The following is a 23,144-nucleotide window of genomic DNA, read 5'->3' on the forward strand; positions in this document are numbered from 1 at the left end:
GGGCGCCACAGTCGACGTGCCCGTTCGGTGACGTGAACCGGACACTCCGCTCAGTGCAGGCAGAGGCAGAAGGGGTGCCCGGCCGGGTCCGCGTAGACCCGCCAATTGCTTCCCGGGTGTACCTGGTCCGTGCGTTCGAGCACCCTCGCGCCAAGAGCGAGCGCCCGCTTCTCCTCGCCCTCCAGATCGTCCACGTCGAAGTCCAGATGGATTTGCTGCGGAACCTGCTGGCCGGGCCAGTCGGGGGCCCGGCACCCGTCCACCCGCTGAAAGGCCAGGCGCCCTCCCTCGAAACCGTGCACCTCGACCCAGTCGGGATCGTCCGGGTCCGCCACCACCTGCCCGCCGAGCAGACTCGCGTAGAACTCGGCGAGCCTTGCCGGATCGGCGCAGTCCAACGCCACTGCCTGCAGCTTTCGAATCACTTGCGACACTCCTCGTTCGCGGGCCGCGCCCATGCGCTCCGGTACGGCAGGGGCGTACCCGTCACCTCAGGCAGCATGCACCACGGTGTGCCGGCACGATCAGGGGCGGCACCGCGCACCGTTCCCGTACGGGCCTGCCCGTCGGCGTCGTCAGCGGCGGTGGATGCGCAGGGACGACACCTCGAAGGAGAGCTCCGCCAAGTCCGTTGGCGGCCTGGGGTGATAGCGGCCGGCGCTGACCGACAGGTTCACGATGAGGTACGCCTGCCAGTTCCGGCCCACGCCGGCGCGGTCGCCGAAGGCGCGTACGCCGTTCACCCACCAGGTCACCGACCGGGCACCGAACCGGACACGCAGATCGAGCCATGCGTCGGGGGCGACGACGGCGTCCCGGAAGTAGAACTGGCCCCCCTTGACGTGGTTGGTCAGTTCCAGGAGGTCAGGGTTGTCCGGGTGGTATTCGAAGACGTCGATCTCCTGGCCGCCGTCCCGCCAGGTCCAGATCGCGGGCCAGGCCCCCACGCCGACGGGCAGCCTGACCCGCGCCTCCAGCACGTCTCCGGTGCGCACCATGAACCCGTCGGCGCTTCCTTCCGTGGTCAGCAGGCCGGTCTTCCAGGTGCCGTCGGGGTTCCGGGTCGCCCGGAAGACTCCGCCACGGCTGTACGAAGGGTCGTCGACCAGGTAATCCAGCTTGTTGTCACCGGGGTTGACGGGGCCGCCGTCCGGATACGCCGACGATCGTCCAGCGACCCACTGTGTCAGCGAGGCGAAATCGGCGGTGAACACGACCGGCCCATCGGCCACCGGGGAACGGACACCGGAACGCGGTCGGCGCAGACGGGCGCGGCACCACGCGAGAGCGTTGGAGAGCACGGGTCCATACTGCCCAAGTACGTGCCGAATATCCCTTCCCAGGCCGTTTTCGCCGATGCGCGGAGCGGCCCGGCGGCGGACCCTCGCCCCGCCCTCACCCGCGTACGTGCGGGCCTTGGCGAGGTACGGGTAGTCCTCGCCGGTCAGCCGGTCGGCGCCGTACACGACGAACGTCCGGCCCACACCGCCGGGATTCGGCCCACCCACGGGCTTGCCTGTTCGAGCTGTCCGGCGAGGCGGAAGAGGCGGCCCTCCAGTCCGAAGCCCGCCGCGAACTGCATGCCGATCGGGAGTCCCGTCGCGGCGTCCGCCGCCAGCGGCACGGACATGGCGGGCATGCCCGTCACGTTGAACACCGCGGTGAACGGGGCGAAGTCGAAGAGACGGCGGAGCCATCCGAGGCCGTCCAGCTCCGCCACGCCCCGGGTGTGGGTGCCCAGCGGTACCGGCAGGTCCGGCACGGTCGGGGTGAGCAGGACGTCATACGCGCCGAAGTACCCGGCCATGCTCCGCGACACCCGGTTGCGCAGCGCGAGAGCGGTGACCAGCTCGGTGCCGGTGACCCGGCGGCCGTAGTGGTAGCTGGCGAGGGTGGACGGTTCGAGGGTGGAGGAGTCGACGGGGCGGCCCAGCGCTTCGGCCAGTTCATCGATCTGGGCCGCGAGGTTCGCCGTCCACTGCCGGGCATTGGCCAGGAGGAACTCCTCCTGGGCCACGCCCAGTTCGACCTCGGCCTCCTCCACCCGGTGGCCGAGGGATTCCAGCAGGCGCACGGTGTGTGCGAGGGCGTCCCGTACCGGCGCGGCGGTGCGGTGTCCGCCCCATCCCTGCGCGAGGACGCCGATCCGCAGGGTGCCCGGGGGCAGCGCGACTTCTTCCGCGTAGGGCCTGGGCGGCTCCGGGGCGACGTACGGGTCGCCCGCCTCCGGGCCGCGGATCTGGTCCAGGAGTACCGCGCTGTCGCGCACCGTGCGGCTCACACTGCCGTGCACGGCAAGGCCGTTGAAGATCTCGTCGAAGAACGGGCCGACGGACACCCGGCCGCGGGTGGGCTTCAGCCCGAAGAGACCGTTGTACGAGGCCGGTATGCGGATCGAGCCGGCGGCGTCGGTGGCGTGCGCGATCGGCACGACACCGGCGGCGACGGCGGCGCCCGCACCCCCGCTTGAGCCGCCCGCGCTGCGAGCCGGGTCCCACGGGTTGCGGGTCACGCCGTACAGCTCCGGTTCCGTCGTGGTGTTGTAGGCCAGCTCCGGGGTCGAGGTGCGTCCGAAGGTGACCAGGCCGGCGCGGCGCAAACGTGACATGAGGAAGGAGTCGGCGGCGGAGACGTGACCGGCGGCGAGCCGGCTGCCCAGTTCCATGCGCCGTCCGGCCATGGCCACCGCGAGGTCCTTGATGAGGAAAGGGACGCCGGCCAGCGGTGCGCTGCCGGGGCTCGGCTCGTCATCGGGCCGCCAGGTCTCCACGATTGCGTTGATCCGCGGCTCGGTCGCTCCCGCGGCGGCGCGAGCGACCGCTTGGAGTTCCGCGGAGGTCACCTCGCCCTTGGCTACCAGCCCGGCCAGTCCGACCGCGTCGAAGCCCACGTACTCGCTGATTTTCACTGTCTCTCCAGGAATCGGGCCCAGGTGTCGGACCGCACGGCGCCAGAGGCAATACCGATGAGACTCGCACGATACCGATCGGTATCGTGCGGGTCGAGCTGGTACCGTAGCAGCAAGTCGCACGACCCCACCTCCCCCACGACCGACCGGATCCCACGGAGCAGCAGTCATGGCATCGACCGCCAGCAGGCCGGGCAGGGTGGCGAAACTGCCTCCTCGCGAGCGCATCCTCGACGCGGCGGAGGAGCTCTTCCAGAGCGAGGGAATCCTGCGGGTGGGCGTCCAGGCCATCGCCGAAAGGGCCGAGACCACCAAGGCGGCGATCTATCGGCACTTCGAGACGAAGGACGCGCTGGTCGCGGAGTGGCTGCGGATCGTCGCCGCGGACTATCAGGCGGCGTTCGACCGGGTCGGGACCGAGCACCCCGGCCGCCCCCGGGAGCAGATCCTGGGGCTCGCCCGCTTCATCGCCGACGGGCTGCCGACGCTTTCGCACCGGGGCTGCCCGTTCATCAACTCCCTCGCGGAGCTGCCCGACCGCTCGCATCCCGCACGCCAGGTCATCGAGCAGCACAAGGCACGCCAGACCCGTCGGCTGGTCGCCCTGTGCGCCGAGGCCGGGCTCGACGACCCGGAGCAGGTCGCGGCGGAGATCACCTTCGTGCTCGAAGGCGCGCAGGTCAGTAAGCAGAACGGGAGCATCGACCGGGTGGGCGAGCGCATGATGACGATCGTCGAGTCGATCGTGGACCGGCGCCGCGCCCCCGGCCGCTGACGCCCCGGCCGACGCCCGACCCCGTCAGGACCCCGATCGGCCGCGGCGACGCGAGGCGGGCGGACCGGACGCGTCAGGCGGTTGTCGGCGGCGGTCGGTGCCCTGTCGGTGAACTGTCGGTGGTGGCAAGGACATTGGTTCTCGTTGGAGCCGGGCCGGCAACGGCAGGCGGCGCCGACGCGCCCCATCGTCCCGCTGCCCTGGAGCTGTGCCCCGGTCCGACCGGCCGGGCGGCCGCCCCAAGGGCGCACGGCCCAGGAGGAAACCCCATGACCACCGACGTCACGATCATCGGCGCCGGGCTCGGCGGCCTCACGCTCGCCCGCGTCCTGCACGTCCACGGAATGTCCGCCACTGTCTACGAGGCCGAGTCCTCCCCGGCTGCCCGTTCCCAGGGCGGGATGCTCGACATCCATGACTACAACGGCCAACTCGCCCTAGAAGCAGCACAGTTGACGGACACCTTTCGCGGGCTCGTCCTGGAGGGCCGCCAAGCCCTGCGCGTACTCGACCCGGACGGGACCGTGCTGTTCGACAAGCCCGACGACGGCATGGGAGGGCGCCCCGAGGTGCTGCGCGGCGAGCTGCGGCAGATGCTGCTCGACTCGCTCCCGCCCGGCACCGTCCGCTGGGGCCACAAGGTCGGCCGCGCCCGTACGCTCGGCGACGGCCGTCACGAGGTGACGTTCACCGATGGCGGCACCCATACCACCGGACTGCTGGTCGGCGCGGACGGCGCCTGGTCGCGGGTGCGGCCACTGCTCTGCGGTTCCGTGCCCGAGTACATCGGCAAGTCGGTCGTCGACACCTATCTCTTCGACGCCGACACCCGGCACATCGCCGCAGCGGCAGCGGTCGGCGGGGGTTCGATGGTCGCGACCCGGCCGGGCAGGGAGCTCTTCGCCCACCGGGAGAAGGGCGACACGCTCCACGCCTACCTGGGTCTGGCCGAACCGGAATCCTGGTTCGCCGCCATCGACTTCGACGACACCGCCGGGGCGACCGCGCGACTGGCGAAGGAATTCGACGGCTGGGCGCCGGAGTTGACGGCGCTGATCACCGAGACCGACATCCCGCCGGCCCTGCGCCGCCTCTACGCTCTTCCGACGGGTCTCCGGTGGGAGCGGGTGCCGGGAGTGACGCTGCTCGGCGACGCCGCCCACCTCTCGGCCCCGAACGGCGAGGGCGCCAACCTCGCCATGCTGGACGGCGCCGACCTCGGCGCGGCCCTCGCCGCACATCCCGGTGACGTGGAGGCCGCCCTCGCCGCGTACGAGCAGGGCATGTTCTCCCGCAGCGCCGAGGCCGCCGCCTCCGAGGGTGCCGAGGCACAGGGAGGCGACTTCGACGACGACATCCTGCGCGATCTGATGGCCGCCGCCGTCCAGCCGCAGGGCGTCGAGCGCGGCGGCCCCGGCGCGGGAACTCCCTCGCCTTGATCGCACACTGGGTCGGGATCCCCGCGTGCGGATCTCCTGGAGGGAACGGGTTCGCACTGTCCGAGTGATGGACCGGGCCACGGGTTCGCACGGTCCTAGTGATGACCAGGCGTCGGGTTCGCACGGTCCGAGTGATGGCTCAGGCGTCGGGCGCGCCAATGCCCACCTGCCCGGCGGCACCGGCCTTCCCGGTCCTGGAGGTGGGACCACAGCGGGCCGACTCGATTGTCAACTCCGTGTGAACTCAGGGGTGTTGACGGTCAGGCTGTGGTTCCCTCACTGCATGACCGTGCTCGTGACCCGCCGCCACGTCGACTACGCGCGTGTCACCACCACGGCTTGTCCCGCCGTGAGCTGACCGCCCAGTCCCAGCACCCGGGCCCGCCGCTCTTCCCCGCATCGCGCTGCCCGCCGTCCCGCATCCGCTCGCGGGCACGGCGTGCGGTCTCGCGGTGCGTGCCGGCCGCCCGTCCCCGTGCCCTTCCCCACCTCCGCCTGCCGCACAAGGGAGAACCATGAGTCAGCCCATCGACGCAGTCACTGCGGGCCACACGCCCGATGACGAGCCCGTCGGCCCCGACACCTCGGCGTGGTCGTTCGAGACCAAGCAGATCCACGCCGGTGCGGTACCGGACCCGACGACCGGGGCGCGGGCCGTGCCGATCTACCAGACCAGCTCGTTCGTCTTCCGCGACACCCAGCACGCCGCGGACCTCTTCTCACTGGCCGAACCAGGCAACATCTACACCCGCATCCACAACCCCACCCAGGACGTCTTCGAACAGCGCATCGCGGCCCTGGAGGGCGGAGTCGCCGCCGTGGCCCTCGCCTCGGGGCAGGCCGCGGAGACCCTGGCCATCCTCACGCTGGCGTCCGCCGGTGACCACATCGTGTCCAGCACCTCGCTGTACGGGGGAACGTACAACCTCTTCCGCCACACCCTGCCCCGGTTCGGCATCGAGGTGTCCTTCGTCGACGACCCTGACGACTTCGACGCCTGGCAAGCGGCGATCCGGCCCAACACCAAGGCCCTCTTCGCCGAGACGCTCGGCAATCCGCGCGGCAACGTGCTCGACGTGCGTGCCGTGGCCGAGGTCGCACATGCCGCGGGCGTCCCGCTGATCGTCGACAACACCGTGCCGACCCCGTACCTCCTGCGCCCCATCGAGCACGGCGCCGACATCGTCGTCCACTCCGCGACCAAGTTCCTCGGCGGCCACGGCACCACCATCGCCGGTGTCGTCGTCGACGGCGGCACGTTCGACTTCGGCGTGCACGCCGAGCGGTTCCCGGGCTTCACCGAGCCGGACCCGAGCTACCACGGCCTGCAGTACTGGCCGGCGCTCGGCCCGGGCGCGTTCGCCGTCAAGCTGCGCGTGCAGCTGCTCCGCGACCTCGGCCCCGCCCTCTCGCCGCACTCAGCGTTCCTGCTCCTCCAAGGGGTGGAAACGCTCAGCCTGCGGATCGAACGGCACTCCGCGAACGCGCAGGCCCTGGCCGAGTGGCTGGAGCAGCGCGACGAAGTGGCCGCCGTCCACTATCCGGGCCTGGAATCCAACCGGTGGTACGAGGCGGGGCAGCGTTACCTCCCCAGGGGCGCCGGCGCCGTGCTCGCCTTCGAGCTGCGGGACGGCGTCGAGGCGGGGAAGCGCTTCGTGGACGCCGTCGAGCTGTTCAGCCACCTCGCCAACATCGGAGACGTACGCAGCCTCATCATCCACCCGGCGTCGACGACCCACAGCCAGCTGGACGAGGCCCAGTTGACCGCGACCGGCACGTCGGCCGGGCTCGTGCGTCTCTCGGTCGGCATCGAGAGCCTCGCCGACCTCAAGGCCGACCTGGAGGCCGGGTTCCGCGCGGCCAAGGGTGCGTCCTGAGCATCCTGCCCGGCAGGTCCCGGCCCTCCCTCCCGCCGGCCTCCGGGGCCTGGCGGGAGGGAGACCCTCCCGGGCGTCGCAGGTGGCACACCCGGCCTGGACCTCTCAGCCTGGAGGCAGGCGGTGAACTTCCCCTCGTGCGGCTCGCGTTCGAGACCTGGGGACGGCTCGCACCCGACCGCTCCAACGCGGTCCTCGTGCTGCACGCACTCACCGGTGACAGCCACGCGGCGGGACCCGCCGGACCCGGCCACCCCTCCCCCGGCTGGTGGGACACCCTGATCGGCCCGGGACGCGCCCTGGACACGGACCGCTGGTTCGTCGTCGTCCCTAACGTACTCGGCGGATGCCAGGGCAGCACCGGCCCCTCCTCCGCGCGACCCGACGGAAAGCCCTGGGGCGCCGCCTTCCCGTTCCTCACCCAGCGCGATCAAGTGGTGGCGGAGGCCGGTCTTGCCGATGAACTCGGCGTGGAACGCTGGGCGTTGGTGGTCGGTGGTTCCATGGGCGGGATGCGCGCCCTGGAGTGGGCCGTGTCGCATCCGCGCCGGACGGACGCGTTGCTGCTGCTGGCCACCACCGCCGGTGCGAGCGCCGAACAGATCGCCTGGGCGAACATCCAGCTGCACGCCATCCGCTCGGACCCCCACTGGCGCGGCGGCGACTACTACGACGCCGGCCCCGGGCACGGCCCGCACACCGGACTCGGCCTGGCCCGCCGTCTCGCCCATGTCACCTACCGCAGCGAGCCGGAGCTGGCGGCCCGCTTCGGCCGGACGCCCCAGGCGGACGAGGAACCGTGGAAGGGCGGCCGCTACCAGGTCGAGTCGTACCTCGATCACCATGCCGACAAGCTGGTGCGGCGCTTCGACGCGGGCAGCTATGTGACGCTGGTGGAGGCGATGAACAGCCACGACATCGGCCGTGGGCGCGGTGGCACACGCGGGGCCCTTGGCCGGGTGACCGCCCGGACGCTGGTCGCCGGAGTCGACTCGGACCGCCTCTACCCGCTGTCGCAGCAGTCCGAGTTGGCTGCCCTGATCCCGGGCGCGGACCGCCCTCGCGTCATCGAGTCGCCGTACGGACACGACGGGTTCCTCATCGAGGCGGCGCAGGTCGCGGGGCTGGTGCGCGAACTCGTCGGATAGTGACCGACGCGGCGAAGTCCGCCCCGGATCAGCGGAGTCGTCCGTGATCCGGGGCGGCGGCAGCCTCACCTCCTGCGCCACTCCTCGGCCAGCAGCTCGTAGGAGCGGACGCGGTCCTTGTGGCCGTGAGTGATCGTGGTGATCAGCAACTCGTCGGCCCCGGTGGCCTCCTGGAGCTGGGCGAGCCGGTCGGCGACGCTGCTCGGTGAACCGACGAACTGGGTGTCGGTCCGGTCCCGCACCAGCGCCAGGTCCGCTTCCGACCAGGTGTGGGCGCGCGCCTCGTCGGGCGTGGGGAACGGGATGGCGCCCTCGGCCGTCCGGATGCTACGGACCCACAGTCCGTATCCGGTGGCCAGTTCACGGGCGGTCTCCTCGTCCTCGGCGACCACGACATCGGCCGACACGGTGACGTACGGCTCGGCCAGGGCGTCGGACGGCCGGAAAGCCGCGCGATACCCCTCGGCCGCCTCCAGTACCGTCCCGGGGCTGACGTGGTAGTTCGCCGCGAACCGCAGGCCGTTGCGGCCGGCCGCCTCGGCGCTCTCCCCACCACTGCTGCCCAGGATCCACACCTGGACGTCGGCGCCCTCTCCCGGCACCACGTGTGCCTCGATGCCGTCCTCGGAGCGGTAGGTGCCCGCGAGCAGCGCGAGGACGTCGTCGATCTGCTCCCCGTACGGCTGCGACTCCGCGTTCGGCAGCAGGAGCAGCTTGCGCTGGAGGGCGACCCGGGGTGAACCCAGGAGGTGCTCGAAGGAGAACCGCGGTGGAATCCGCAGCCCGTTGGGAGCCCGTCCGTCCACCACCGGGGTCGCGCCGGGGACGGGAGCGGTGGCGCCTCCCGGCGGGCGGCCGCCGGAGCGGCCGAGTCCGAGGTCGAGCCGTCCGGGGTGCAGTGCGTCGATCAGACCGAACTCCTCCACCGTCGACAGGGCCGTGCGATGGCCGAGTTGGACGGCACCGGAGCCGATCCGGATGGACGACGTGGCGGCAGCGGTCAGGGCGAGGACGACCGCGGGCGAGGTGCCGGCCACGCCCGGGTTGAGGTGGTGCTCCGCGTACCAGTAGCGGGCATAGCCGAGCCTCTCGGCATGTCTCGCCAGGTCGATGGAGTTGTGCAGCGCCTCGGTGGCCGTGGACCCGGACGATATCGGGACCAGGTCGAGGATCCCGAGAGGGATGTCGGACATGTGCGAAGGCTCCTCAGCGGTCTGCAGGCACGAAGACGGGGCGGGCACCGGCTGCCGTACGCATCGCGGGCCGTGGGGCGGCCGCGACGACAACCGGCGCCCCGGCCGGCTCTGTCCGGCGGTTCACGACGCGGACCGGACGTCGTGGCGCTCGTCGGGGTGGGCCAGGCCGAGGTGGTCGCGCAGTGTGGTGCCTTCGTACTCGGTGCGGTACACGCCCCGCTCCTGGAGCAGGGGGACGACCTGGTCGGCGAAGGAGTCGAGACCGCCCGGGGTGATGTGCGGGACGAGGATGAAGCCGTCGCTGACGTCCGCCTGCACGAAGTCGTTGATGGTCCCCGCCAGGGTCGCCGGTGAGCCGACGAAGGTCTGCCGGTTGCCCGTCTCGATGACCAGGTCACGGATCGACCACTTGTTGGCCTCGGCCAGCTCGCGCCACTCGCGGGCGGTGGCCAACGGGTCGCGGTACATGCGCACTTGGGCACGTCCTCGCGCGACGGTGTGCTCGCCGAGGTCGGGGTCGACGTCCGGGAGCGGGCCCTCGGGGTCGTACCCGGACAGGTCCCGGTTCCACACGAACTCCAGGTGCTTGATCGCGGTGGCCCCGCTCACCTGCTGACGGCGCACGTCGCGTGCGATTTCCTCGGCCTCGGCGTCGGTGTCGCCCAGTACGAAGCTCGCCGCGGGAAGGATCAGCAGGTGGTCACGCTCGCGCCCGTAGCGGGGAAGGCGCCCCTTGACGTCGGCGTAGAAGGCCTGGCCCTCCTTCAGCGTGGCGTAGCGGCTGAAGATGGCGTCCGCACTCGACGCGGCGAACTCGCGCCCCTCCTCGGAATCTCCTGCCTGGAAGATCACCGGGCGGCCCTGCGGGGAGCGCGGCACGTTGAACTGGCCGTGGATGTCGAAGTGTTGACCCGTGTGGGCGAAGGAGCCGGCCTTCGCGTCGCTCAGGAACGCGCCGGTGGACGGGTCGGCGAGGATCTCGTCACCCCGCCAGGAGTCGAAGAGCTCGTTGGCCGTCTCCAGGAACTCCCTGGCCCTCGAGTAGCGCTCCTGTTGCGGCAGGAACCCGCCACGGCGGAAGTTCTCCCCGGTGAAGGCGTCCCAGGACGTGACCACGTTCCAGGCGGCACGGCCACCGGAGAGGTGGTCGAGGCTGGCGAACTGGCGGGCCACCTCGTAGGGCTCGTTGAAGGTGGAGTTGATGGTGCCGGTCAGGCCGAGGTGGTCGGTGACGGCGGCGAGCGCGGCCAGGACGGTGAACGTGTCGGGGCGCCCCACCACGTCCAAGTCGTATATCTTTCCGCCCTGTTCACGCAGCCTCAGCCCCTCGGCGAGGAACAGGAAGTCGAACTTGGCGCGTTCGGCGGTCCGCGCGAAGTGCGCGAACGAGCTGAACTCGATGTGGCTGCCGGCAGCCGGATCGCTCCACACGGTCGTGTTGTTGACGCCGGGGAAGTGGGCGGCCAGATGGATCTGCTTCAGGGGCTTGCTCATGTCGTGCGGTCTCCGTCCGGCTCAGGCGGTGGTGGCGGCGTAGCGGTTGGCGGGACGGGCGAGTCCGAGCAGTCCGCGCAGGGTGTCGGCCTCGTAGGCGCTCCGGAAGACACCGCGGCGCTGGAGTTCGGGGACCAGACCCCGGGTGATCGCGGGGAGGTCGTGGCCGACGACGGCCGGACGCAGCCGGAAGCCGGAGAGTCCTGCCGCCTGGAACTCCTGCAGCAGGTGGGCGAGTTGGGACGGCGTACCGGTGAAGATGCGGGCGTCGCTCGTGTAGGCCTCGCCCGCGAGGGCGTCGAGCCGCTCCCTGCGGGCTGCGGCCTCGGCGGGATCGTCGTCGAGGAAGACCACCAGGTCGCCGAAGATGTGCACGGTCTCGTCCGCGCGCCCCGCCAGCGCCTGCTCGGCGCGGATCTCCGCGACGATCGCGCGCGCCTGGTCGCTGTCGTGCGGGGTGACGTAGCCGATGTCGGCGGCCCTGGCCACCAGACGGTACGGAACGGTCGCGTGGGCGAGTGCGCTGACGATCGGCTGCCCCTGGGGCGGGCGCGGGGTGATCGAGGGGCCCTTCACACGGAAGTGCTCGCCCTCGAAGTCGATGTAGTGCAGCTTCTCGCGGTCGACGAAGCGGCCGGTGGCCGCGTCCCGGATCTCGGCGTCGTCCTCCCAGCTGTCCCAGAGCCTGCGGACCACCTCCACATAGTCGGCCGCTTCGTCGAAGTGGCCGCGCACCGCTTCCTGCCCCTCGGGGGTGTTGTAGCCCCCGGCCGGCAGCGACGGGACGCTCCGGCGGCCGAAGTGCGCGGCCTCGTTGGGGCGCGGGCCGATCTGTACGCGTACGCCCGCGCGGCCCGTACTCACGTAGTCGAGCGTGGCGATCGCCTTGGAGATGTGGAAGGGCTCGGTGTGTGTGGTCACCACCGTCGGCACGACGCCTATGTGCCGGGTGCGCGGTGCGATGCGGGCGGCGACGAGGACGGCGTCCAGACGGCCGCGCACTTGATCGGTCCGGTCATCGGGCTCGGTGAGCCGCGACGACTGCGGCCCCAGACCGTCCTCGATGGTCACGAGGTCGAGCAGCCCGTGTTCGGCCTCCGCGACGAGGTCGGCCCAGTATCCGGCGGTGAGCAGGTCCCGGGGCCGGGACACCGGCTCCCGCCAGGACGCCGGATGCCAGCCGGTGCCGTCGAGAGCGACAGCGAGGTGCAGGGGATGGGGAGTTGAGGTCACGGCGGTGACGCCTTCCTGAAGATCCGTACGGGGAAGCCCGCCCCCGTGCGAGGGGCGTGGCCGTAGGGGAACGTCAGGGGCGACAGAGCGCGCCGGCGACGCGCAGCAGGTCGATGTGGTGCCGGGAGTACAGGTACAGACGGCGGCGCGGAACCGGCTTCGCGGCAGGGCGACGAGACGGCGTACGCACCTGGCTCACCGCCCCTTCTGTCCGGTGCCCCCGGGCTCCTTGCCGATCTCGCGCCGACGGCCCCCCACCGGGGGACCACGTCCTCTTCATCGAGTCCAACAGCACAACTACGCCGTTTCTTCCCGGAGTTCGGATTTTTCCTGGCCCGCTCGGACGGGCGGGTCGGAGAGTTCTCCCGGTGTCCGGACGCGCGTGAACCGGGTGCGGCGGCGCAGGGTGAAGCCGATCGACTCGTAGAGGCGGATGGCGTTGGTGTTGCTCGCGGCGGCGTGGAGGAAGGGGGTGTCCCCGCGCTCTCTGATGCCTGCGGCGACCGCGCGCACGAGCCTGGTCGCCAGGCCCCGGCCGCGGTGGTCCGGGTGGGTGCACACGGCGCTGATCTCGGTCCAGCCGGGCGGGCGCAGCCGCTCTCCGGCCAGCGCGATCAGCCGCCCGCCCTCCCGCAGGCCCAGGTAGGTGCCGAGCTCAACGGTACGGGGCAGGAAGGGGCCCGGCTTGGTCAGCGCGACGAGTTCGAGGATCTCGGGTACGTCGGCGAGCCCGAGCCGCACGGCGTCGGGCGCGGCGGCGTCGTGCAACGCCGTGGCCACCATCTGGACGCCCTCGCCGCTCTGCTCGACGTGCCAGCCGTCCGGCACGGTGTGGACCGCGGCGACCGGGGTGACGGCACCGGGCCCGACGAGTACGGCCAGGTCGTCCCAGGCGCGGACGTCGGTGGGGTCCGCCAGAGCGGTGAAGGGCGAGACGTCCGTGGGGAAGCGGGCGGCCAGGCCGTGGCGTTCGGCGAGGTGCGCCTGCGGGCCCGTCAGCGCCGCCCAGGCCGCGTTGTCCAGGACATGCGGTTCGGGGAGGCGAGCGGCCGGGCTCGACGGCGGGGCTGGGTACACGCTGGTGGACATGGCGGGGCGGGTCTCCGTATCGGGATCGCGGCAGGGCCCTCGCCGGGCGGAACACGGCGTGGAGGCCTGCGATGACGCGTGGGGTCCGTGGGGGCCGAGGGGGTCGTCAAGCCCGGGGAGCCGCACCGCGCGGGCGGTGGACGTCAGGGACTTGGGGCAACTGCCGGGCTCAGCGGAGGGTGCTGCTCATGGCCGTACACAGCGCGCTGCTGACGCGCAGCAGGTCGACGCAGCGGTCCGTGCACAGCGCGATGCGTCCGGGCTGCCGCCGGGCGGCCGTCCCCTCAGCTGCGCGCATCACTGTCCCCGTCACTTCTCCGGCCCCGCAGGTGCATCTGCCACCGGCCCGCTGCTACGGGCCCGAGGGCATCACGTCGTTCGCGAAAGGTAGGCAGGCGCCGAAGGGAATGTCAATGTACGGGCCACCAGTTGAGACCCCTTGTCGGCCTTCTTGACGGCTCCGCGAACCCCGCTCAGACTGGCGTGGACGGTCACGATTGTCAGCGCCCACAGTGCGGATTCACCCCGCTCCCGTGGTCATCGGCCCCGGCCCGCTGACAGGCAACCCTTCCACCGCGACGGGGTGCCCCGGGTGACGACCGGGTCTCGCCTGCACGGCGGGGCAAGCGTGGTCTCGCGTCTCGCGAGCCCCGAGGATGAGGCGGGTGGACATGCCGAGGAGCGGCTTGACCAGGCGCCTGCACATCGACCTCCTGCGCGTCTCCAGCGCCTACTGATCCGGGACGGGTCCGCGCGATCCGGACCGCCCCCGACCGGCGCGGCCACCCCGCATCCGGCCACTGGTGCGCTCATGGCCGCAGTGGCGTCTCATTCCCAGGGAGAGTCATGCCCGAGACCGTTTCCCGCACGTCCCGCACTGCCTCCACCGGCTGTCAGGCCCCGGCCCCCGCGCCGGGCGCGCGCCCCCGGGTGCCGTCGCCGTCGCCGTACCCCCGTCGCTTTCGCAGCCGTATCGGCGTCGGCGCGGCCGGTGGCTTCTACCCCGCCCCACGGCGCTACGACCTTTTCCTGTGCGGGAGTTGTCCCAGGTCACTGCGTATCTCGATCACCCTCGACCTGCTCGGTCTGCGCGACTCGGTCGGCACGACTCTGCTGACCTCCCCCACCGCGACCCCGGACGGATACGCCGCGCTGCGCCGCGCCTACGAGACCACGGGGTACCACTACGACGGCCCGCTCACGGCGCCCGCGCTGCGCGACCGGTGGAGCGGACGCATCGTCAGCAACCACACGTCCGACATCCTCCGCGACCTGGCCGGTCCGCTCGCCGGCGAGGGCGGCGCCGGGCCCGCCGCGCTCAGGCCGCCGCACCTGACCGCGGACATCGAGGCCCTGCGCACCCTGCTCGACCGCGACGTCACGCCCGCCGCACAGCCCTCGGCCCGACGAGCGGCGCTGGGCCGACTGGACCGGCGTCTCGCCCGGCGTCCCTACGCGCTGGGCGAGGAGCTGACGGCTTCGGACGTGGACCTGTGGGTGGCACTGGTCCACCTCGACGAGCCGGCCGAACTGCTCGGGGCCCCTCGGCTCGGGGAGTACGTGCGGCGGCTCGGGGAGCATCCCGCTTTCCGGAGCGCGATCCAGGCACCCGCGGGACACGCCCCGGCGACCGGCCGAAGGGCCGGGGTCATGGCGTAGGTGGTGTCGGTAGCGTCTTGCTGAACACCGTGGCGGGGCGCTCCAGCCGTTCACCGTCCACCGTGATGTCGACGGCCTCGTTGTAGAAGGCGACGAGACGCTGGACGGCGCCCACCGCGGGCAGTGGCTCCGGATAGGTCCAGACGACGTTCGGCGGTACGTCGGCATCGCCGCGCCACGACCAGTATTCGGCGGTGCCCTTGTAGGGGCACCCGGTGCTGTGGTCGGTCGGCTCGAACAGGTCCAGACGCACGTCCTCGCGCGGGATGTAGTAGCGCGTGGGGAGTCCGGTCTCGAAGAGCAGCACCGGGCGGTGGGTATCGGCGACGACCGTGCCGTCGATCTCGACCGTCACATGCCGGCTGCTCGCAAGCGCGTCGACGCGCTTGTACGGATCGCGGGGGTGGATGAAGATCTCTTCCTCCTCCTCGTACCAGTGGTCGAGGCCGCGGCCGACCCGGGTGAACCACTCGAAGGCGATGTGCCCGGCCAGGTCGTCGGCCGGGAACGTCCATGCCGCGTTCTCCGTCAACTCGCCCTGGACTTCCAGGTCGTAGAAGACGCGCGAGCCCGTGTGCGTACCCGTGGGCGGGTTCTTCGCCGGCCGGAGCAACTCCTGACGTACCTCGTCACGGGGGAACGCGTACAGCGGGACGGGCACATCCGGCTCCCAGACGAGGACGGGGTGCCTGCTGTCGACCACGGTGACCTCCCCCTTGCGGCCTCGGACCCAGCGTTCGCCGGGCTCCCAGACGAGGCCCTCCGGTGTGGTCCTGACGTTTCGCGCGGTGGGGAACGTGGTCATGAACTGCTCTCCCTCGGCTTGCTCCGTGTGCCCATGGCCCGAGCGGGCCGAACAAGTGTCTCCTTGTCAGCGGCCGGAGAGGGCGCTTCACTGGACGCGTGTCCGCAGTCGCCCGCGCACTGGAAGCCTTCTGGCCGTCCCGCCGCGTCTATCTGTACGACCTCTTCTGTCGCTGAGCGCTCCTCGCCGAGCCGCCTCCCGCGCTTGAGCACTCGCGCGCCCGGTACGCACCGGATCGGCCCGTGGCCTTGCCGTGCGCCCGCAGCACCCCCCATCCTCACGACGACGCACCAGAACAGAGGGCACATGTCCGTGACCGATGAACTGCTCGCCAACAACGCGCTGTACGCGAAGTCCTTCGCCGGCCCCCTCCCCCTGCCGCCCGCCAAGCAGCTCGCCGTCCTGGCCTGCATGGACGCACGGCTCAACGTCTACGCCCTGCTCGGCCTGCGGGAAGGCGAAGCCCACGTCATTCGCAACGCGGGCGGCGTCGTGACGCAGGACGAGATCCGCTCGCTCGCCATCAGCCAGCGACTGCTCGGCACCACCGAGATCATCCTCATCCACCACACCGACTGCGGGATGCTCACCTTCACCGATGACGGTTTCAAGGACGAGATCCAGCAGGACACCGGGATCCGACCGCCCTGGGCGGCAGAAGCGTTCACCGACCTGGCGGCCGATGTGCGGCAGTCCGTCGCCCGCATCAAGGCCGACCCCTTCATCGTGCACAAGGACGCGGTTCGGGGGTTCGTCTTCGACGTCGCGGACGGCAGGCTGAACGAGGTCGTCTGAGGCGTGCGGCGCCGGTGATCGGAGGACGGCCCGTTCGCGTCACGCGAGGGCCGCCCTCGCCGGGGCTACTTGCTGACGGCGAACCGCATCAGCGCGTGCTCGTCACCCTGCTTGATCTTGCCCGTCACGTTGATCACTTCGAGCTTCCAGGAGGCGCCGGCCCGCGTGGCCTTCGCCACGGCGCAGCCGTTGTCCTGCGTCAGGAGGCTGGGCCAGATGTCGGCGACCTGCTGCGAGCTGCCGCCCGTCGCGTCGTAGACCTTGAAGCTGATGTTGCGGGCCTTCTGGAAGGAGCTGCCCTTCTTGAAGGCCGCGGCGACGAACACGATCGAGGTGATGTTGGCGGGTACGCGCGCGAACTCGACCGTGACGGTCTCGTCGTCGCCGTCGCCGTGACCGGTCTGGTTGTCGCCGCTGTGGACGAGGGAGCCGTTGCCCATCGGGTCCAAGGAGTCGAGGCCCGCCAGCCGCACCGGGTCAGCGCCCTGCATGGCGACGGCTATCAGGTCGAGGTCGGTGCCCGTCTTACGACGGAGCATCCCCACCACTCCACCGCTGCTGCCGGCCGTGGGGTCCCAGGACACACCGAGGGACAGATGGGTAACTCCGTCCAGGTCCGCCGGCCCGGTTTCCTTCGTCAGCGTGATCATGCGTCAGCCATCCTCTGGTAGTTCGCATAGGTCTATAAACAGCAAAGTGTGCCCAATGCTACGACGACTCGGTGCATCGGGTCCGGCCCGGGAGCACTCCGGCTTTCCGGGACGAACCGGCGCACTGGTTCCGGCCGGACGGGGCGGGTCGGCCAACCCGCCCCAGGACCAACCCGATCGCCGGGCCGGAGCCCTCCGGGCCGCTCGCACCCGGTGACCTCATCGCGGGGATCGAGGGTCGTGGGCCAGGTGGTCGTACTGGCTACCCGCGCCCAGCAGGTCGGCGGGCGGGGCGACGAAGTAGTCGCTGTCCTTGGGGCGTTGGGCCGACTCGTCGCGCCGGGGGCGGGAGGCGGGTTCGAGGTGGGGGATGTGTTTCGAGCAGTGGACGTAGGCCTCGTGCACCGTGATGTGGACCCACAGTTCGGGCTGCCGCCCGGGGGCCGAATCGACGGGAATGCGGGCGTGGGCGATGCGCGGGTCGGCGGGGGCCAGCAACCCGGCCGTCCCGTTGACGTGCAGGCCTATGTGGTGGTGCGTGAAGTCCATGAACAGCAGCCCCACATGGGGGTTCTCCGCGATGTTCCCGGCGCTCGCCATGACACCGTTGCCACGGTATTCGGGGTAGACCAGCGTCCTGTCGTCGAGGACCGTGACGAAGCCCGGTGGCCCGGCTCTGAAGCTGGAGTCGCAGCGTCCGCCCGCATCGGCGGTGGAGAGGAACACCATGGACTGCCGCGCGATGAAGTCCTCCATGGGCGGGGTCAGCACCGGATGCACCTGGCGGGAGTAGAACGAGTTCGCGCGCTCCGCGGTGCCGAGGTGGGCCTGGAGGGCACGCTCACCCGGGGAGGGTATGGGGTGGGGGCTGGTCACGGCTCTGGGTTCTCCTCGGGGTTGCGCATGGGCGCGAGCGGGGTGTTGAGGACGGGGACGTCGAGCGGGTCGTGGTGAATCCGGAACGGGGGGACACCGCCGCGCATGAGGTTGTGGGCGGCGGAGCTGACCATGTCGGGCGGCCCGCACAGGAACGCCTCGTGCTGGTCCCAGGGCCCGAACTCGCGCAGCACCTGCGGCAGGGTTCCTTCCCTGCCCACGATGCGCTGGTGGGAGACGGCGGCGCGGACCGACAGCCAGTGATGACGCTGGGCCATGCGGAGCATGTCGTCGAGACCGTACAGCTCGTCCGCGGTGCGGGCGCCGATGAAGAGGTCGACATAACGACGTATGCCGGTGTGCGCGGCCTGTTCCAGGATGGCGCGGATGGGGGCGAGTCCGGTGCCGCCAGCCACGCACACCAGGTCGCGGTCCTCGGCGGCGTCCAGGGACATGGCCCCCTGCGGCGGCCCGAGCCTGACGATGTCACCGACGACCGCGCGGTACACCAGTGAGTTGCTGACCACTCCGCCGGGGACGGCACGGACGTGGAAGGTGAGGGTGTGGTCCGGCCTGGGCGCGTTGGCCACGGAGTAGTGACGCCAGGCCAAGGGTCTCCACGGCGTCTCCATGCTGAGGTACTGGCCCGCGGTGTAGGGGTAGGCGAATTCGGGGCGCACCGTGATCTCCGCGATGCCGTTGCCCCGCGGCAGGTGGCTGACGATCTGCGCCCGCCATGTGGCGGGGCGCACCCGGCTGTCCTCCTCGGCCGCCTGCACCATCACGCCCGCTGCCGTGGTGTACGCCTTCGTCCAGGCGGCGGCCATCTCGGGTGTCCAGTCGGGGCCGGCATACCGGGCCAGTGCCGCGAGCAGGCACTCCCCCACTGCCGGGTAGTGCCCCTCCAGTGCTCCGAACTTGCGGTGGTCACGCCCCAGAAGGGAACAGAACCGGACGAGGTTGTCCGGGTCGTCCACCAGCTCGATGATGCGCAGCAGGCCTCGCAGCAGACGGTCGCGCTGGACGTCCATGTCGGCGGGGAAGAGTGCTCGAACTTCGGGGTAACGGGCGAAGAGGATGGCGTAGAAGTACACCGTCACCTCGCCGGCCTGTGGTTCGACCACCGCGAGACCCGCACGCACGAGGGCTACCTCCCGCTCGGTCAGGGGCGGCTCGTCGGTCGCGGGCGGCCCCGGTGCTTCGGATGTCGCGGGCGCTTCGGGGCGTGGCTCGTGGCTCGGCCGGGTAGCGGTGGGGTATGCGGGGTCGAGCGGCGGCGTGGGGGCCGTGCGCAACGATCGTCGGGACACAGAGTTGTCGCAATCTCAGAGACCGCCGCTCCAGGGAGCCTGAACGGCGGGTGGGCAGGGACGCAGTGGGTCGGGCAGCTCACCTTCCAGACGGGGCGTGGACATGACGTTGATCGTCTTCCCCTGAATTACTGCGTCAGCCCTGTCGGACTCGTTACCCGGACGCGCTGCGCCGCGACTGCGGCGCACGAAGTGGGCGTGGCCCGACATGGGCACACATGTCGCCACCCGGGGCTTCCGCGCCGGGCCTTACGGCCCCTCTGCACACCCGCCGAACCCCCTCAAGCCAACTGATTGACCAGGTGGGAGAAGACCGCGGGCAGGCGGGTGGCGAGCGGCACGATGCGCGGTGCCAGGCGCGGGTGGGAACGTGCGCGGAGCAGTCCCTCGGTCAGCAGCCGGTAGCGCCGGGAGGCGCGGTGCCAGGCCTGCTCATAGTCCTGCGGCCGGTCGGCCCGTACGCACCGCACGAGGTGTGCCGCGCCGGCCAGTGCGAGGGAGATGCCTTCGCCGGTGAGTGCGTCGATGTAGCCGGCCGCGTCCCCCACCAGCAGCACACGGCCCGCGACCCGGGCCCGGACGCGCCGGCGCAGTGGCCCGGCGCCCCGGACGGGAGACGTGGCGTGCGCGCGGAGCAGCCGGGCCAGGGCCGGAAAGGAGGCCAACTGCTCGTCGAAGGGCGCCCGTTGACTCGTCAGGACGGCCACGCCCACCAGGTCGGGGGCGAGCGGTGTGACGTAGGCCTCGGATCGCGGCGACCAGTGGACCTCCACGCAGTCGGTCCACGGCGCCACCGCGAAGTGGCGGCGCAGTCCGTAGCGGGGCGGCCGCGGGTCGGCGCGTTCCAGGCCGAACTGCCTGCGGATCGGTGAGTGCAGGCCGTCGGCGGCGACGAGGTAGCGGGCCGTCAGTCCGGCGGCGGTGACGCTGTGGGAGTCCTGGTCGACCGTGCCGACCCGGAGGGGAACGACGGGCACACCGAGGTCCGCCGCCCTGCGGGACAGAGCCTCGTGCAGCGCCGTTCGCCGTACGCCCCGGCCTGGCCCGCCGCGGAACCTGGCTTCGGCCAGGCACTCGCCGTCCAGGTAGCGGATGCCGTGGATGGGCTGACCGGGCAGCTGGACGCCCAGTTCGCGCAGGGCACGGACCGCGCCCGGCATCAGGCCCTCGCCGCATGCCTTGTCGATGGGGGCCGTGCGGGGTTCGGCGACCACCACGTCGAGACCGGCCGACACGGCGTGGATCGCGGTGGCGAGCCCGGCGGGGCCGCCGCCGACGATCAGCAGGTCGATCACGCCGGTTCCGGGACGCAGCGCCGAAGGGCGAGCGTCTCGCAGCGCAGCCGGGTCGCGAGCAGCGGAAGGTTGAGCAGGCTGAAGCACAACGCGGTGAGCCACGCGGAGTGGACCAGGGGCAGGGCCACGCCTTCGACCACGACGGCCAGGTAGTTGGGGTGCTTGAGCAGCCGATAGGGGCCCGCGGCGACGAGTGGCAGGCCCGGCACGACGATGACGCGGGTGTTCCAGCGCGGCCCCAGCGTGGTGATGCACCACCATCGCAGTGCCTGGGCACCGAGTGCCAGCGCGAGCATCGGCCAGCCGAGGGCCGGCAGGAAGGCGCGGTGGGCGAGTTGGCTCTCGGCGAGACAGCCGATGAGGAGTCCGGTGTGGAGCACGACCATCGTCGGATAGTGACCGCGCCCGAACTCGACGCCGCCGCGCGCGAGACTCCATGTCGTGTTGCGGCGCGCGACGGCGAGTTCGGCCAGTCGCTCCCCAGCCACCAGCAGGATCAGAACGGTGTACGGGTTCACAGGGGCCTACCAGCGGAGCAGAACGAGTTCGGAACACAGACCCGGCCCCAGTGCGAGCACCAGACCGGCGCTGCCCGGCGGCGGAGGCACCGCGAGCGTGTCGCGCAGGATGTGCAGGACCGAGGCGGAGGAGAGGTTGCCGACCTCGGCCAGTGACCGCCGGGTGAGGTCCAGCGCCCGGGCGTCCAGCGACAAGGTCTCCTGGAGCGCTTCCAGCACCTTGGGCCCACCGGGGTGGCACACCCAAGCGGTGACGTCCGGCGGCTTGAGGTCGTGCTCGGCGAGGAAGGACCGCACCTCTTCGCCGAGGTGGAGCCGCACCAGGTCGGGCAGTTCGGCGCCCAGCACCACGGCGAAGCCGCTGTCGCCGATGTCCCAGCCCAGGGCGCTTTCGGTGCCCGGGTAGAGACGGCTGCGCGTGGCCACGACCTGCGGCCCCGCCTGCTCCCGAGCGCGCGGATGCTCTCGGCCCACCGCCACCAGCGCGGCCGCACCGTCTCCGAAGAGCGCGCCCGCCACCATGCCCTGCACGGAGGTGTCCCGGCGCTGGAGGGTCAGCGAGCAGAGTTCGACCGAGAGCAGTACCGCCGCCTGGTCCGGCCGGCCGTCCAGGTAGTCGTGCAGCCTCGCCAGTCCGGCGGCCCCGGCGACACAGCCCAGACCGAAGACGGGTACGCGCTTCACGTCCGTACGCAGCCCGAGCCGTGCGGCCAGGCGCGCCTCGATCGACGGTACGGCGAGCCCGGTGATGGACGTCGAGATCACCAGGTCCACGTCCTGCGGAGCGAGACCGGCCTCCGCCAGGGCGGACACCATCGCCTGCTCGGCGAGACCGAGGGCGGTTTCGATGAAGAGGTCGTTGGCTTCCCCGAAGCCGTGCACATCGGCGTACCGCTCCAGGGGCAGAGCGAGGTGACGGGTGGTGACCGCCGCGCTGGTGTGCAGGCGCCTCAGTACGCTGCGGTCCGCACCCGGCGGCAGGCACATCGCCGCGACCGCCTCGGTGATCTCGGACTGCTGGTACCGGTGGGGCGGGAGCACCCCATGGACAGCGGCGATTCGCGTCATTCGGTCAGAATAGGTGCGAACTGATCAACCATCAGGAATTGGTTGATATCCGGCAGGTCGGATGGCGCCTATGCTCAAGCCGTGCACACCACCGCAGCCTCTGCCAGCACGCCGCGCTCCGGCTCGGGCGGGCGCCTTCTCGGGCTGCTGGCGGCCTCGCACCCGGGGCCTTCGCTCACCGTCACCGTGGTGGCCACCGTCCTTGCGGCCACCACCGGGCGAGGCCTGGGCGGCACCGTCCTGACCGCGTCGGCCGTCCTCACCGGGCAACTGTCGGTGGGCTGGTGCAACGACCGCGCCGACCTGCACCGCGACATCGCCACCGGAAGGCGCGACAAACCCCTGGCGTCCGGCACGGCGACCCCTCGCACCGTGGCCACGGCCGCGCTCTGCGCCCTTGTCCTGTGCGTGCCGCTGTCCTTGGCGATGGGGCCGGCGGCAGGGGGCGTCCATCTGGTCGCCGTGGCGCTGGCCTGGTCCTACAACCTCGGCATCAAGCGCACTCCGCTGTCCTGGCTGCCGTACGCCGCCGCCTTCGCACTGCTGCCTGCGGTCGTCACGCTCGGGCTGCCCGACCACCCGTGGCCCCCCGGCTGGGCCATGGCGGCCGGGGCCCTGCTCGGCATCGGCGCGCACGCCTCCAACGTCCTGCCGGACATCGAGGACGACCTCACCACCGGCGTCCGCGGACTGCCCCAACGCCTGGGCGCACACCGGGCCCGCCTCATGGCGGCCGTGCCGCTTCTGGCGGCCTCGACCGTGCTCGTCCTCGGCCCGTCGACCCCGGCCGGCCCCCTGGAGTGGACCGGCCTCGCGGTGACGAGCGCGCTGGCCGCGGCCGTCGTCCTGCCCCCGCGCTCCGGCGCGCGCAGCCGCCTGCCGTTCACGGCCACCCTGCTCCTGGCCGTCCTCGACGTGGCCCTCCTGGTACTGCGCGGAGCCGCCCTCGCCTGACGGGACGGCCGGCCCCCTGCCGTTGGTCATCGAGGACAGGTGCTCAAGTCCCGTT

Annotated in this window: 23 protein-coding genes and 1 riboswitch; of the genes, 8 read left to right on the forward strand and 15 right to left on the reverse strand. The window is 71.6% G+C overall.

All coding sequences use genetic code 11. From position 1 onward, the window contains the following. Positions 1-50 precede the first annotated feature (50 nt). From IE267_RS11690 to IE267_RS11700, 3 genes are all read right to left on the reverse strand, one after another. Complete coding sequence (locus IE267_RS11690) at positions 51-425, reverse strand: VOC family protein (protein WP_189763142.1); 375 nt, start codon at positions 423-425, stop codon at positions 51-53. 150 nt (positions 426-575) lie between these two features. Then, positions 576-1,265, reverse strand: a complete 690-nt coding sequence (locus IE267_RS11695; RefSeq protein WP_229861125.1) for a LamG domain-containing protein — start codon at positions 1,263-1,265, stop codon at positions 576-578. Positions 1,266-1,444: 179 nt separating this feature from the next. Further along, a complete protein-coding gene (locus IE267_RS11700; protein ID WP_189763143.1) occupies positions 1,445-2,908 on the reverse strand; it encodes an amidase in 1,464 nt (487 codons plus the stop codon). 169 nt (positions 2,909-3,077) lie between these two features. On the opposite strand from IE267_RS11700, the gene IE267_RS11705 reads away from it, so the two are divergent. From IE267_RS11705 to metX, 4 genes are all read left to right on the forward strand, one after another. Beyond that, the gene (locus IE267_RS11705; protein ID WP_189763144.1) at positions 3,078-3,683 is read left to right on the forward strand and encodes a TetR/AcrR family transcriptional regulator; all 606 of its coding nucleotides are present in this window, start codon (positions 3,078-3,080) and stop codon (positions 3,681-3,683) included. Positions 3,684-3,952: 269 nt separating this feature from the next. Then, on the forward strand, positions 3,953-5,122 hold the full coding sequence (locus IE267_RS11710) for an FAD-dependent oxidoreductase (protein WP_189763145.1): 1,170 nt from the start codon (positions 3,953-3,955) through the stop codon (positions 5,120-5,122). A gap of 515 nt (positions 5,123-5,637) precedes the next feature. Then, positions 5,638-6,999 (forward strand): bifunctional o-acetylhomoserine/o-acetylserine sulfhydrylase, encoded by a 1,362-nt coding sequence (locus IE267_RS11715; protein WP_189763146.1) that lies wholly within the window; start codon positions 5,638-5,640, stop codon positions 6,997-6,999. 5 nt (positions 7,000-7,004) lie between these two features. Beyond that, a complete protein-coding gene (gene metX, locus IE267_RS11720; RefSeq protein WP_189763451.1) occupies positions 7,005-8,147 on the forward strand; it encodes a homoserine O-acetyltransferase MetX in 1,143 nt (380 codons plus the stop codon). Positions 8,148-8,212: 65 nt separating this feature from the next. On the opposite strand, the gene IE267_RS11725 is transcribed toward metX, so the two are convergent. From IE267_RS11725 to IE267_RS40120, 5 genes are all read right to left on the reverse strand, one after another. Further along, positions 8,213-9,340: an LLM class flavin-dependent oxidoreductase gene (locus tag IE267_RS11725; protein WP_189763147.1), complete on the reverse strand. Its 1,128-nt coding sequence runs from the start codon at positions 9,338-9,340 to the stop codon at positions 8,213-8,215. Positions 9,341-9,463: 123 nt separating this feature from the next. After that, positions 9,464-10,837 carry an NtaA/DmoA family FMN-dependent monooxygenase gene (locus IE267_RS11730; RefSeq protein ID WP_189763148.1) on the reverse strand — a complete coding sequence of 458 codons (1,374 nt, stop codon included), beginning with the start codon at positions 10,835-10,837 and terminating at the stop codon, positions 9,464-9,466. A gap of 21 nt (positions 10,838-10,858) precedes the next feature. Next, complete coding sequence (locus IE267_RS11735; RefSeq protein ID WP_189763149.1) at positions 10,859-12,070, reverse strand: LLM class flavin-dependent oxidoreductase; 1,212 nt, start codon at positions 12,068-12,070, stop codon at positions 10,859-10,861. Positions 12,071-12,367: 297 nt separating this feature from the next. Beyond that, positions 12,368-13,159: a GNAT family N-acetyltransferase gene (locus tag IE267_RS11740; protein WP_189763150.1), complete on the reverse strand. Its 792-nt coding sequence runs from the start codon at positions 13,157-13,159 to the stop codon at positions 12,368-12,370. A gap of 169 nt (positions 13,160-13,328) precedes the next feature. Further along, positions 13,329-13,457 carry a hypothetical protein gene (locus IE267_RS40120; protein WP_268251541.1) on the reverse strand — a complete coding sequence of 43 codons (129 nt, stop codon included), beginning with the start codon at positions 13,455-13,457 and terminating at the stop codon, positions 13,329-13,331. Positions 13,458-13,648: 191 nt separating this feature from the next. Continuing rightward, positions 13,649-13,794, forward strand: a riboswitch (SAM riboswitch). A 36-nt stretch (positions 13,795-13,830) separates the two neighbouring features. Between IE267_RS40120 and IE267_RS40425 the strand changes: the two genes are divergently transcribed. Both IE267_RS40425 and IE267_RS11745 read left to right on the forward strand, forming a co-directional pair. Next, positions 13,831-13,896, forward strand: coding sequence for a putative leader peptide (locus IE267_RS40425; RefSeq protein ID WP_362459411.1), 66 nt, complete (start codon positions 13,831-13,833; stop codon positions 13,894-13,896). Positions 13,897-14,005: 109 nt separating this feature from the next. Continuing rightward, positions 14,006-14,818, forward strand: coding sequence for a glutathione S-transferase C-terminal domain-containing protein (locus IE267_RS11745; protein ID WP_189763151.1), 813 nt, complete (start codon positions 14,006-14,008; stop codon positions 14,816-14,818). Here the strand turns inward: IE267_RS11745 and IE267_RS11750 are convergent. After that, complete coding sequence (locus IE267_RS11750; RefSeq protein ID WP_167151702.1) at positions 14,808-15,623, reverse strand: DUF427 domain-containing protein; 816 nt, start codon at positions 15,621-15,623, stop codon at positions 14,808-14,810. The two genes, IE267_RS11745 and IE267_RS11750, sit on opposite strands and share 11 nt — an antisense overlap. Before the next feature lie 306 nt (positions 15,624-15,929). Between IE267_RS11750 and IE267_RS11755 the strand changes: the two genes are divergently transcribed. Next, the gene (locus IE267_RS11755) at positions 15,930-16,418 is read left to right on the forward strand and encodes a beta-class carbonic anhydrase (RefSeq protein WP_189763152.1); all 489 of its coding nucleotides are present in this window, start codon (positions 15,930-15,932) and stop codon (positions 16,416-16,418) included. A gap of 65 nt (positions 16,419-16,483) precedes the next feature. On the opposite strand, the gene IE267_RS11760 is transcribed toward IE267_RS11755, so the two are convergent. The 6 genes from IE267_RS11760 to IE267_RS11785 all read right to left on the reverse strand — a co-directional run bounded on the left by IE267_RS11760 (position 16,484) and on the right by IE267_RS11785 (position 22,135). Further along, positions 16,484-17,068, reverse strand: coding sequence for a TerD family protein (locus tag IE267_RS11760; RefSeq protein ID WP_167151707.1), 585 nt, complete (start codon positions 17,066-17,068; stop codon positions 16,484-16,486). 219 nt (positions 17,069-17,287) lie between these two features. Continuing rightward, a complete protein-coding gene (locus IE267_RS11765; RefSeq protein ID WP_189763153.1) occupies positions 17,288-17,944 on the reverse strand; it encodes a pyridoxamine 5'-phosphate oxidase family protein in 657 nt (218 codons plus the stop codon). Beyond that, positions 17,941-19,086 carry a globin domain-containing protein gene (locus IE267_RS11770; RefSeq protein ID WP_229861027.1) on the reverse strand — a complete coding sequence of 382 codons (1,146 nt, stop codon included), beginning with the start codon at positions 19,084-19,086 and terminating at the stop codon, positions 17,941-17,943. Before IE267_RS11770 ends, IE267_RS11765 begins: the two co-directional genes overlap by 4 nt. A 449-nt stretch (positions 19,087-19,535) precedes the next feature. Beyond that, the gene (locus IE267_RS11775) at positions 19,536-20,549 is read right to left on the reverse strand and encodes an NAD(P)/FAD-dependent oxidoreductase (protein ID WP_189763154.1); all 1,014 of its coding nucleotides are present in this window, start codon (positions 20,547-20,549) and stop codon (positions 19,536-19,538) included. After that, positions 20,546-21,067 carry an isoprenylcysteine carboxyl methyltransferase family protein gene (locus IE267_RS11780; protein ID WP_189763155.1) on the reverse strand — a complete coding sequence of 174 codons (522 nt, stop codon included), beginning with the start codon at positions 21,065-21,067 and terminating at the stop codon, positions 20,546-20,548. The genes IE267_RS11775 and IE267_RS11780 overlap by 4 nt, the downstream gene beginning before the upstream one ends. 6 nt (positions 21,068-21,073) lie before the next feature. Further along, complete coding sequence (locus tag IE267_RS11785) at positions 21,074-22,135, reverse strand: type III polyketide synthase (RefSeq protein ID WP_189763156.1); 1,062 nt, start codon at positions 22,133-22,135, stop codon at positions 21,074-21,076. An 81-nt stretch (positions 22,136-22,216) separates the two neighbouring features. On the opposite strand from IE267_RS11785, the gene IE267_RS11790 reads away from it, so the two are divergent. Further along, positions 22,217-23,089, forward strand: coding sequence for a UbiA family prenyltransferase (locus tag IE267_RS11790; RefSeq protein ID WP_189763157.1), 873 nt, complete (start codon positions 22,217-22,219; stop codon positions 23,087-23,089). Positions 23,090-23,144: the final 55 nt, after the last annotated feature.

This window comes from Streptomyces xanthochromogenes (assembly GCF_014650455.1).
In the GTDB taxonomy this organism is placed as follows: domain Bacteria; phylum Actinomycetota; class Actinomycetes; order Streptomycetales; family Streptomycetaceae; genus Streptomyces; species Streptomyces xanthochromogenes.